Here is an 11,329-nt window from a genome sequence, read left to right on the forward strand (position 1 = left end):
CTACATGCTTATTGTGTCAACCGTGCTTCACACAAACCAAAATTAAAGATGCGGAGCCGCGTGGACGATACCTTATAGATGTTGCTATGAATTAAAGGTGAATCGTTGTTTGGCGGGTGTGCTGTCTCAAGTCTGATGGGTATTAACAACATTTTTTATTACAATAATCTCAGCGTCAGTGCGTTTTGTTTCGCCAGTAAATCAGGTTCACTTTTGTCTTAACCGGCACGCAGCCAGAATGCTGCGTCACTGAAAAGGCTGCACTATGCGGGAATTACTGCTTTGGGTCAGAGATCAACTGTCTGGAGCGCCGTCGGCGCCTCGCTATATGCAGCTCGCCTCGTTGCTTGAATCAGGACTCGGCCGCCGGAAGACGTTATCCGGCCAGTTCTTACCCGCGGAAAGATTGATTGCACAGCAGTTGGGATTGTCGCGCGTAACGGTTTCCCGTTCTCTGTCGCTGCTGGAAGAAAAAGGGATGATTGTGCGCCAGCAGGGGGTAGGAACCCGCGTGGCTCAACGGCTGAATTATGCGTTAAGTGCCGACGATGAAGGGTTCACCGCGCTAATTCTGAAACAAGGTGGCGTGGCGGGTAGTCTCTGGCTGGAAAAGGCAATACAGGTTCCGCCTGCGGCTATTGCCGCAAAAATGTCTTTGCCGGAAGGCGAGGCTGTCACCTATCTGCGACGTGTCCGGCTCAGCAATGGTGAGCCGGTTTCGCTGGAAACTACCTGGATACCGCAAAAATTCCTCTCCGATCCAGAAGCCCTTGAGCAGTCCCTCTATCAATACTGGATAAGGCACGGGATTACGCCGGACAAAAAGCGCTATCGCTTCAAAGCGATCTCTTGTGTGGAAGAGGTGGCTGAACTGCTTGGTATCGCGCTGGCGTCACCCGTGCTGTATTGCCAACTGCACGTTTATAACGAACGAGGTGAACTGCTGGAATACAGCGAGGCGCATTGCCGTAGCGATGTCTATGAGATTCAGTTTGCCGATTAGAAAGAAAAATGCCAGCACGGTGAGGGCTGGCATCAAAGACGGATTAGTTGTTTTTTGGCTCGTCAGGGTCTGAACCCAGACGCTTCCCGCAGTCGAGCTTGGCGATTTCACTCAGTTCGTCTTTATCCAGACGGAAATCAAATACTTCAAAGTTTTCCTTGATACGCGCAGGCGTCACCGATTTAGGGATCACCACCAGCCCAGTGTCCAGATGCCAGCGGATCACGATCTGTGCCGGTGTTTTTCCGTATTTGCTCGCCAGTTTACGGATAGTGGGATGGTCGAAAACCCCTTCGCCGCCCTGTGCCAACGGGCTCCAGGATTCCGTCTGGATGTGGTGCGTGGCGTTCCAGGAATGGAGCTGTCTTTGCTGGAGAAGCGGGTGCAGTTCGACCTGATCGATAACCGGTAATACACCCGTTTCTTCTTTGAGTCGCTGTAAATGGTGAATATGGAAATTACTGACACCGATGCTTTTTGCCAGACCTTGTTCCTGGAGTTTGATTAGCCCGCGCCAGGCATCCACGAAGGTATTCTGTTGCGGGAGCGGCCAGTGAATCAGGTAGAGATCGACATAGTCTAACCGAAGCTTTTGCAGGCTCTCTTCCAGCGCTTGTTGAGGAGCGGTGTGATCGCCATTCCACAGCTTGGTAGTGATGAATACCTCTTCACGCGGCAGATTCGCGGAGCGTAGCGCCTGACCGACGGCTTCTTCGTTCTTATAAATCGCGGCGGTATCAATCGCCCGATAGCCGATGGACAAGGCTTCGGTTACGGCGGTTACTGTGTCCTCACTGCTTGCTCGCCAGACACCCAACCCCAACTGGGGCATGATATTGCCGTCTGCCAGTTTCACTTTCGGTTGCGTCATATCATTCTCCTTTTATATCCGTTAATCCATAAACGTATCATAGGGTTAACTGGATGGGGGCCTGTTCATATCACAGACATAAAGGAATGTGATCCCTCACAGGAACAGGCATATGATTTCAGTCTAGTAGAAAATGTGAGTAGAGAATCAATGGCCCAGTAAATAACAATCGAATCACAACGGGGAAATGAGTATCAACACAGGCTATGCGCACAGCATAAGAATCTGAATGTTACACCCAATTAAACGCATTGGCATGGCACCCACTCATCGTTGGATATTCATAATCTTCGTCGTATCATGTGGATATCATCATATTGCCTTCTTAGAAAGGATAGTATGATAGTGAACAGGAATAGTTCAAATGTAACAGGAGTGTTTAATTGAAACGTTTTATGGGATTATTTTTGGTTTTATTATTAACAGGATGTTCTACAGTTTCTGACTATAATAAAAACTTAACAGATTATACTGGAGATAAAAAATCGGGTATTGCATTTAATATTGGTTACAATCAGGTCAGGGTTTATCCAGAAACAAAGAACTGTATTGATCTCTATTCGAAAAATAATGGTTTTATACCGAGAAATGTATTTTCTGGTAGAAAAAATATAGGTATTCCTGACGCCGTAGGGATGAAAAAAGATAACCAGGAATATTGGGTTAGTGCTAATGACAATCTTGCTATTAGAGTGCTTTATACCGGGGAAACCGGTAGCAAGAATTTATTTTTATCTAAAGCAACCGTCTCTGAGAGCATCATCACTTTCAAACCTCAGCCTGGCGCATTCTATTATGTTACCGTTGATTTTGAAAATCATAATTTGGCAACGGGAAAATATCTTAGGATTTATCAAATTATTGATGGCGATACAGGGGAGAAACAGCTTAAGCATGTGGAAATCTTGAATATAAAGAACTGTTCTGGACAACGACCTTGGTATATGAAAGGCGGTGCTGTGATCTAGTGGGTTTATTCCCCTATGCCTCATTGTATCGGCATGTTATTAAATAGATGACATGTCGATACTATATGAATAATTAAAAATCCCGTTTAAATGTTATTAAACAGGATTTTCTAAAAAAGCACGTCGATAGCGATGATTTCACCGTCAAGGTGAACGTTAATATCGGTTATTTGTCCAGTTTAAAGCCTTGTTGGAGGATCGCAGGTAAGACTTTCGGGAAATAAATGTGCTGATAGTAGCTGGCGGTGTTGTCACCCCAGTTGTCGCCGTCTGTGCGGCCAGTTTGCTGCCAGTGTGTCACCAACGTGTGGTTATATTGTTCAATCGCCGTAGGCAGAACATCCTGATGGTAAGTTTCATCATGGCGGAAGGAGTTGAGCGGCAGACGTGGTTTCTGATGCGCTGGAGTATCCACATAGCCGATGGCGACGCCCGCGACGGGAAACGTCAGTTCAGGAAGCGCCAGTAAGTCGATCATCGCTTGCGGGTCGCGGCGAATGCCGCCAATTGGCACGATGCCCAATCCAAATGAGCGTGCCGCGGCCATCAGCGTGCCGAGCGCAATGCCAACGTCCGTTGTGCCAGCGATCAGGCTTTCAATACTTTCATGGGCATGCTGTTGTTTACCGCTCATGGCAATTCCGACCTGCGTTTTATGCATGTCCAACACCACAGTAATGAAGACGGGAGCCTTAGCAATCCATGGCTGGCCGCCAGCCAGTTCGGCAATGCGAGCTTTGCGTTCCGGGTCGCGGGTGACGACGAGCGACACCTGCTGAGAGTTTACGGATGTCGGTGCCAGATGGGCTGACTGAATAATGGCATCCAGCACGTCATCAGGAATCGTTTTATCAAGATAGCTACGTTCACTGCGGTGTGAGGTGAACAGTTCAATGGTTTTATTCATGTCTTTTCCCGTGAGATGAGGGGATGAATGTATGCTCAGTATTGTCATCAACCTTGGGAAGCGCTTCAATGCACATTTCTGTTTGCTTGTTGCCTATTTCTACAAAGCAGAGGAGAAAATGATGATAATGATTCGCGGGTGTGTCATTTTGCTTCTTCTGCCAGGAGAGAGGCTCCAGGCAGGAAATGTGAACCAGTAGCGAGATAACACCATGTCGATGGAAGGTCAGCCACAACATACAACGCCGCAGACCGTGCGGCAACGCATCGTGCAGCAGGCAATACGTTGCTCAACCAAAAGCTGGGTCACGCCTTCGCCGGTGCCACAGGTCAGTATCCTTTATACCGAGCAGCATTATCCGCGTGTGCCCGTGATGTATGAACCGACGATCGTCATTATTTTTCAGGGAAAAAAAATTGGCTATCTGGGGGGCAAAACGTTCCAGTACGACTCAGAAAACTACCTATTGATGACAGTACCACTGCCGTTCGAATGCGAGACGATAGCCAGTGTTGAGAACCCGCTGGTCGGTATCGCCATCCGTATTGATATCCAGATGCTACAGGATTTGCTAATCGACATCGGCGATGATGACAGCGTGATCCGCCCCAGTTCGGGTACATGTGGGGTAAATAGCGCGCCGCTGACCGATGAGATTCTGTGTGCCGTGGAACGGCTGCTGGATGCGATGGGGAACCCGCGTGATGCCCGCGTGCTGGGACCGACGGTGGTGCGCGAGATTATCTATCATATGCTTTGCGGTAAACGTGGTGCGGCATTACAGGCGCTGGTGAGTCGGCATACGCACTTCAGCCAGATTGCCAAATCTCTGCGACGTATCGAAAATCACTATGCTGATAGCTTGAGTGTTGAACAACTGGCGGCGGAAGTGAACATGAGCGTCTCTGCGTTTCATCACAACTTCAAGGCTGTCACCAATACATCGCCATTGCAGTACCTGAAATCTTACCGCTTGCACAAAGCTCGCGTGATGATGATCAACGAGGGGCTGAGAGCGGGCGTCGCGGCCACTCGTGTTGGTTATGAGAGCGTGTCGCAGTTTAGCCGGGAATTTAAGCGCTATTTCGGCGCGACGCCGAGCGATGAAATCACGAGATTAAATGCCAGTAATCTGGCGGTTGAGGAAAACTGAAGGCAAAAACGCGTGTGGTTACCTGCTTAGGCGATTGCGCGTTTTTTACGCCACACCATGACCGCCATGCCGACAAGACCGCTGACCAGTAAAATAACGGGGAGCAGGATCAGCGCCGTCATGACCTGATCTTCATAGCGTTTGACCAGCGGGATATGGCTAAGCGCATAGCCGAGCGTGACAATGCCCCCGACCCACAGCAGCCCGCTGAGCCAGTTGAAAATCTGAAAGCGCGTATTGTTTAATCCAGAAATGCCCGCCATCGTTGGCAGCAGCGTGCGGATGAACGCTAAAAAGCGACCAACCAACAGCGCCATCAGGCCGTGGCGGTGGAACAGATGGTGGGCGCGCTGGTGGTAATGGGCGGGAAGCTGTAACAGCCAACCTTTTACCAACCGGGTATCGCTCAGCCAGCGCCCTTGCAGGTAGCTGAGCCAGCAGCCGAGGCTGGCGGCGATCGTGAGCAGAATCATTGTGGGTAAAAAGCTCATCACGCCTTTGGCAATCATGGCGCCAGTGAGCAATAGCAGGCTATCACCGGGCAAAAAAGAAGCGGGCAGCAGGCCATTCTCCAGAAACAGCGTCGTAAACAAAATGCCGTAAATCACCCAAATAACATGGGGATCGGTCAATGCAGTAAAATCTTGCTGCCAGAGCGCCTGAATAATGTCGTGAACCACACTCATATTACTTCTCGCCAGTGACGATATACACTATCTCTCAGGCCATGGCGATGAAACGCTGGGTCACCTGAAATTTACTGTCTATCATGCCCTAAAATCGGTTGGGCAAAACGCCTTGCCGCATGATGAGAATACGGCAGGGGGTTAATGCTAAATTTGGGTTAAGATAACGCCGTTTTTTGGTAGGCGTTGACTCATGACTATCATAACGCATTACCCACCACACCGCAGAGGAAATCAAGGCGCGACGGCTTTATGGCCGTCACACTTCCTATATTTTTTCTTCCTATTCTTTGCCAGCGTGTGGTGTAAGGGAGTGCAGCCTGCTGAACCCCGCCGCCAGATCGTCGATCAGATCGTCACTGTCTTCAAGTCCAATATGTAACCGAATAAGTGTACCGGTAAAGTCCACACCGCTTACCGGGCGGATGGCTGCCAGCTCTTCAGGCTGATTCGCCAGAATCAGTGATTCAAAGCCGCCCCAGGAGTACGCCATGCTGAAGTGTTCAAAATGATCCAGATAGTGAGCCAACGCTTCTTTGCTTAATTTCTCTTTCAACACAAAGGAGAACAAGCCGTTGCAGCCGTTAAAATCGCGAACGTAAAACTCATGCCCTTTGCATTCAGGTAAAGCTGGGTGGTTAACCACGGCCACTTCTGGTTGCTCGGCCAGCCATGTCGCAATGCGGATGCTGCTTTCCTGATGCTGTTTGAGTCTAACGCCCAGAGTGCGCAGGCCACGGCTGGCGACATACGCGGTATCTGCATCCACCATTTGTCCCATTAGGTAAGAATGCTCACGAAGTTGCGCCCAGCAGCGTTCGTTAGCGACAGCCGTACCTATCATGGCATCGGAATGACCGACAATATATTTGGTGGCAGACTGAATGGAGATATCAATATCGAAGTCGAGTGCTTTGAATAAAATACCCGCCGCCCAGGTATTATCAATCATGACAATAATCTCGGGATTGATGCGGCGTACGGCTTGGACGATGGCTGGCACATCGTGTACTTCCATGGTGATGGAGCCGGGCGATTCGAGAAAGACGACTGTGGTATTGGGCTGGATCAGCCCGGCAATATCGGCACCAATGAGCGGATCGAAATAGGTGGTGCTGACGTTCATCTTACTGAGGACTTTATTACAGAAATCCTGCGTGGGTTCATAGGCCGAACCCGTTACCAGCACATGATCGCCCGCGGCGACGAAAGAGAGAATCGCGTTAGAGATAGCCGCGGCACCGCACGGGTACAACACACAGCCTGCACCGCCTTCCAGTTCCACCATCGCTTCCTGAAACGAAAAGTGAGTCAGCGTGCCGCGACGACCATAGAACAGTGCGCCTTTGGCACGGTTAATGGTCGCGTGTTTTTTGTCCTGCACGGTATCGAATACCAGAGAGGACGCGCGCTGAATAACGGGGTTTACGGAGCCGTGAGTGAATGCCTTGCGGCGTCCTGCGGCGACTAGTGCAGTTGCCGTTTTTTTGCTTGTCATAACCACTATTACCTTTTCTATTCGATCCTGCCGGATGACCCAACACGCCAGATATTCCCGACAGTGACAGTGTGAGGAAACAAGGGTGCGTTATTCGATGTATTAACCTACGTTATCACGGCTTGGGCGGTGTGTGGGTTTGAGTGGAATAAGATTGGGTGTAGATGAAAACATTTCAGGTAACCACCGGTAGGAAAGTGTGGTGGCGACGCCAATTAGTCGAGTGTATGTTTTTCCTGCCGATAGGCAGGTAATACCCCCAGCAACCCTTACAGAATGCAAGGAAAAGTGTGTTATCTGGCGTAAATAATAATGAGAACAACTATCAATTCGTTCAGGGTTTGGTATCATTTCAGGCTGCGTTATTGCGGCATTATACCTGTGGGTATGTGCGGATATGGTACTGAATGAATGGTGGAGGCACAGCGTGAAGACGGCTGTCAGTAATATGACTCGCCAGGTGTTAACAACCTGGCAAAAAATATGTGGCGCGTTTAGCGCATTTTCCCGTAGCGTGTTAGTTATCCTGCTATGTTCGGCGGGACTAAGTGGAAATGCGTTGGCGGCTCCGGCAAGCACGCCGTTGTCGACACAGAATGCTGCGCCAGCCGCGCAGCCTGCGGCTACGTCCCCTTCTGCTCGTGTGACGACCGATGCACAAGCTCCGGCGTCAGCGCTCACGCTTCCTGCCAGTGCGGCACCGGGCACCAATAACCTGATGAAAACCGATTTGTCCGTTTGGGGCATGTACCAGCACGCGGATGCCGTGGTGAAAACGGTGATGATCGGTTTGCTGCTGGCTTCCGTCATTACCTGGGCGATCTTCTTCAGCAAAAGCGTCACCATGTCTGGTGCGAAACGTCGTCTGCGCCGTGAATATCTGGCGCTGGAACAGGCGAAAACATTGGATGATGCGCTGGAAACCGCAGAGATATTCAAAGCAGGCAGCGTCGCGCAGCAACTGCTGGTGGATGCGCAGAACGAACTGGAACTTTCCGCACGTTCGGATGACAACAACGGAATTAAAGAACGCACCGCATTTCGTCTGGAACGTCGCGTGGCGGCTACCGGTCGTCATATGGGGCGTGGCAATGGCTATCTGGCAACGGTTGGGGCGGTTGCACCGTTCGTGGGGCTGTTTGGTACGGTATGGGGCATCATGAACAGCTTCATCGGTATCGCACAGACGCAAACCACCAACCTGGCGGTGGTCGCGCCGGGGATCGCGGAAGCGCTGCTGGCGACGGCAATCGGTCTGGTTGCTGCTATTCCTGCGGTAGTCATCTATAACGTCTTCGCGCGCGCCATTGCGAGCTACAAAGCGATAGTCGGCGATGTGGCGGCTCAGGTGCTGCTGCTGCAAAGTCGCGATCTCGACGTGGCGGCCAGCAGTGATAACCGGACGTCTTCGGCGGCGCAAAAATTGCGGGTGGGTTAAGTCATGGCGATGCATTTGAAGGAGGACGTGAGTGGTGACGGTGAAATGCATGACATTAACGTCACGCCGTTCATTGACGTCATGCTGGTTCTGCTGATTATCTTCATGGTGGCTGCGCCGCTGGCAACGGTGGACATTCGTGTCGATCTGCCAGCCTCATCGGCCGCCCCGCAGCCTCGACCGGAAAAACCACTTTACCTGACGGTAAAAGCGGATAAACAAATGTTTCTGGGAGAAGAGGCGATTAACGAGCAGTCTCTGGCTCAGATGCTGGATGCAAAAACCAGTGCCAATAAAGAAACGACAATCTTCTTTCAGGCAGATAAAAGCGTGGATTATGAAACCATCATGAGCGTGATGGATTCACTGCGTAAAGCGGGCTACCTTAAGGTTGGTTTGGTTGGTGCGGAAACTGCTGCCGCTAAATAGCGCTTGAATGTGGTGTTTTAAGAAGGAATGCGGGTGAACACTCAAACCGCATTCCTTTTTTTATTTCACTGACTCCAGTGCCAGTCTCGTACTCAAACAGGCCTACGCAGATTTCACTTGCGTGCGTTCGCCAAGTGATGGCGTGAATTAGCGCTGGCGGTTGCTGCTGTCTATCAGAGAGTTGTAGTTTCTGATGAGCTTATCGGCACTGCCATGTACCATCCAACCTGAATTGTTTGAAATCAAACTACGCTCACCTTGGCTATAGGGCGTTTTATCGCGTACCCGGCGCAGGCGCTCCTTAGCGGCCATACGATAATTTTCCAATGGTAGACTCATCATTGACCACATCGCGGGTTTCGCGGTTTCGGGTTTTTTGGCCAGTTCGATCAGCGCATCGGCGTTGTCTTCATAGGCCTTGAGCCGAGCCGTGGCGGTGTTGATGTCGAAGTCATCCTGCGTCAGCACATTCACCAGTTGCTTGGCACTGAGCATGGTGGCCATATACCAGTAATTGAACTGGCGGCCTTCTTTCTTCTCGATGTCTGCCAGTTGAGTCAGTTGGCGCTGGTCGTTAGCGTCTTCCAGAGCCTGATTGAACTGGTGACTGGTCGTGTTGAATGCCGCATAGTGTTTGACGATGTCACCATGCATTGCCTTGCCGCGGGCCATCGCGTCATCTTTATAGTTCTCGCGACCGTAGTAAGTCCCGGCCTCTTCTAACGTCTTGCCCCAGGCCGTAACGGCGGCGGAGTAGTCCTTGGCAACCGTATCCAGCGCGGGCATCGCGGGTTCGCTCTGGGCCGCGTTGAGTACGGGTTCACCGCAGCTTTTCAGGGAAGGTTCACCTACTGTGTAGATGCCGTAAATGATGCGCTCCTTGCCTGTCGGGCCGACCTTCATATCTTTCACCCAGGATGTGTAGCGTTCCATCGCTTTGTGGGCTGACACATAGGTGCTGTTGAAGCATTCGATGTAGATATTGAGCTTTTGGGTCGCATCGAGCTGAGGTTTCGCCGCAGGGGCGGGTGATGGCGCGGGGGCTGTACTGGCGGCGGCAGATTCAGGCTGGGCTGGCTCGACCGCTCTTTCGGGCTTGTCATCGCAGGCCGTCAAGCTGATGACAGCAGCAATGAGTGCAGCCAGTCCGGCTGGCGTCTTGATGTTGCGAACGTTCATGTGAAACTTCCTTTTCTTCGATCGTGATGTATGGTGGTTATGCCGTCACATCAGGGTTGTCGTTAAACACCTTATTCAAGTGGGGTACTGGATAATGCGCCATAGCAATAGAGGATTGTCGTCAATAACGGCTTGAGAACAGCGTTGTCCTACGCCCGTGAGTCAGGGTGACGCCAGTGAATACGCGTCGGGATATAGCGGCGATCGTCTTCAAGCGGCTGTTGTGCAATTAAACGCGTAATCATTTCAAAGCTGTTACGCGCCAGATTCTCACAATCCTGTGCCACAGTATCGATTTTCAGCGGCAAGCAATCAAACAGGTAGTGATCGTCAAAGCAGCACAGACGGATGCCGCTTTCCATCAGGTTGTGCTGGTTCATATAACGCAGCACGCCTTCCATCAGGCCACAGGCGGCAACAAACAGCGCTTTGGGTGGACGCCCCAGCGTCGCGCACAGTTGCGCAAACATTTCATAACCCGCACTGGGGTGATAGCTGCCGTGAAGGATCCACTCCGGCTGGCAAACGATGCCTGCTCGCGCTAACCCAAGCTGGAAGCCTTCCAGACGGTGACGAGTCGGGGAAATACGCGGCTGGCCGCCAAGGAAATAGAACTCATCACGATGCTGGCGGGCGATACGCTCGACCATTTCCGCCGTGGATTCTATCGCTTCGGAAATGACCATCGGTAGTGTGGAGTCGCCAATCACCCGATCAAATTGTACGACGGGTAACTGCTGGTTAATTTTCTGATACTCGACATCGCTCAACAGGCTGGAGGCGACAATCAGGCCATCGACCTGGCGCTGCACCAGACTGTTGACGGCCATCATCTCCTGACTGGCATTTTCATCGGTACAGGCAATCAGCAACTGTAGCCCCGCTTCACGGCACAGCATCTCCAACTCGCGGGAAATCACGGCGAAACCATAGTTGGTCATTTCCGGCACCACCAGCCCTAGCGTATTGCTACGTGAGGAACGCAGCGAACGGGCGTGAATACTAGGTTGATAACGCTGTTCATGCGCGATGGCTAAAATGCGATCGCGCGTTTCATCAGAAACACGAAATTCTTTGCTACGTCCATTGAGTACCAGACTGGCGGTGGATTTCGAGACACCAGCCAGCGCGGCGAGGTCACTGATTGTTATGCGTTTGGTCGGTTTCACCGCGAGGTCTGCTATCAGAAAAAAGGGA

General features: G+C 51.3%; 11 protein-coding genes. 5 read left to right on the forward strand and 6 right to left on the reverse strand.

All coding sequences use genetic code 11. The features are described 5' to 3' along the window. Positions 1-265: 265 nt before the first annotated feature. Positions 266-1,003 (forward strand): GntR family transcriptional regulator, encoded by a 738-nt coding sequence (locus tag OI69_RS15735; RefSeq protein WP_039352447.1) that lies wholly within the window; start codon positions 266-268, stop codon positions 1,001-1,003. Between the two features lie 43 nt (positions 1,004-1,046). Here the strand turns inward: OI69_RS15735 and dkgA are convergent, their stop codons facing one another. Then, positions 1,047-1,874, reverse strand: coding sequence for a 2,5-didehydrogluconate reductase DkgA (gene dkgA, locus OI69_RS15740; RefSeq protein WP_039352448.1), 828 nt, complete (start codon positions 1,872-1,874; stop codon positions 1,047-1,049). A 383-nt stretch (positions 1,875-2,257) separates the two neighbouring features. Between dkgA and OI69_RS15745 the strand changes: the two genes are divergently transcribed. Beyond that, complete coding sequence (locus tag OI69_RS15745) at positions 2,258-2,842, forward strand: hypothetical protein (protein ID WP_052198392.1); 585 nt, start codon at positions 2,258-2,260, stop codon at positions 2,840-2,842. Positions 2,843-3,008: 166 nt separating this feature from the next. On the opposite strand, the gene OI69_RS15750 is transcribed toward OI69_RS15745, so the two are convergent. Beyond that, positions 3,009-3,749: an NADPH-dependent oxidoreductase gene (locus OI69_RS15750; protein ID WP_039352457.1), complete on the reverse strand. Its 741-nt coding sequence runs from the start codon at positions 3,747-3,749 to the stop codon at positions 3,009-3,011. A 211-nt stretch (positions 3,750-3,960) separates the two neighbouring features. On the opposite strand from OI69_RS15750, the gene OI69_RS15755 reads away from it, so the two are divergent. Next, the gene (locus OI69_RS15755; protein WP_235319703.1) at positions 3,961-4,902 is read left to right on the forward strand and encodes an AraC family transcriptional regulator; all 942 of its coding nucleotides are present in this window, start codon (positions 3,961-3,963) and stop codon (positions 4,900-4,902) included. Between the two features lie 26 nt (positions 4,903-4,928). Here OI69_RS15755 and OI69_RS15760 read toward each other — a convergent pair whose 3' ends face one another. Continuing rightward, on the reverse strand, positions 4,929-5,588 hold the full coding sequence (locus tag OI69_RS15760; protein ID WP_039352460.1) for a DedA family protein: 660 nt from the start codon (positions 5,586-5,588) through the stop codon (positions 4,929-4,931). Positions 5,589-5,871: 283 nt separating this feature from the next. Further along, positions 5,872-7,086, reverse strand: coding sequence for a cystathionine beta-lyase (gene metC, locus OI69_RS15765; RefSeq protein WP_039352464.1), 1,215 nt, complete (start codon positions 7,084-7,086; stop codon positions 5,872-5,874). Positions 7,087-7,513: 427 nt separating this feature from the next. Here metC and exbB point away from each other — a divergent pair, with 427 nt between their 5' ends. Further along, a complete protein-coding gene (exbB, locus tag OI69_RS15770; RefSeq protein WP_080752653.1) occupies positions 7,514-8,524 on the forward strand; it encodes a tol-pal system-associated acyl-CoA thioesterase in 1,011 nt (336 codons plus the stop codon). Between the two features lie 3 nt (positions 8,525-8,527). Beyond that, on the forward strand, positions 8,528-8,953 hold the full coding sequence (gene exbD / locus OI69_RS15775) for a TonB system transport protein ExbD (RefSeq protein ID WP_039352467.1): 426 nt from the start codon (positions 8,528-8,530) through the stop codon (positions 8,951-8,953). Between the two features lie 147 nt (positions 8,954-9,100). On the opposite strand, the gene OI69_RS15780 is transcribed toward exbD, so the two are convergent. Both OI69_RS15780 and OI69_RS15785 read right to left on the reverse strand, forming a co-directional pair. Beyond that, positions 9,101-10,132, reverse strand: coding sequence for a YiiG family protein (locus OI69_RS15780; RefSeq protein ID WP_039352469.1), 1,032 nt, complete (start codon positions 10,130-10,132; stop codon positions 9,101-9,103). 149 nt (positions 10,133-10,281) lie between these two features. Next, positions 10,282-11,301, reverse strand: coding sequence for a substrate-binding domain-containing protein (locus tag OI69_RS15785; RefSeq protein ID WP_039352472.1), 1,020 nt, complete (start codon positions 11,299-11,301; stop codon positions 10,282-10,284). Positions 11,302-11,329: the final 28 nt, after the last annotated feature.

The organism is Pectobacterium fontis (assembly GCF_000803215.1).
Classification (GTDB): Bacteria; Pseudomonadota; Gammaproteobacteria; order Enterobacterales; family Enterobacteriaceae; genus Pectobacterium; species Pectobacterium fontis.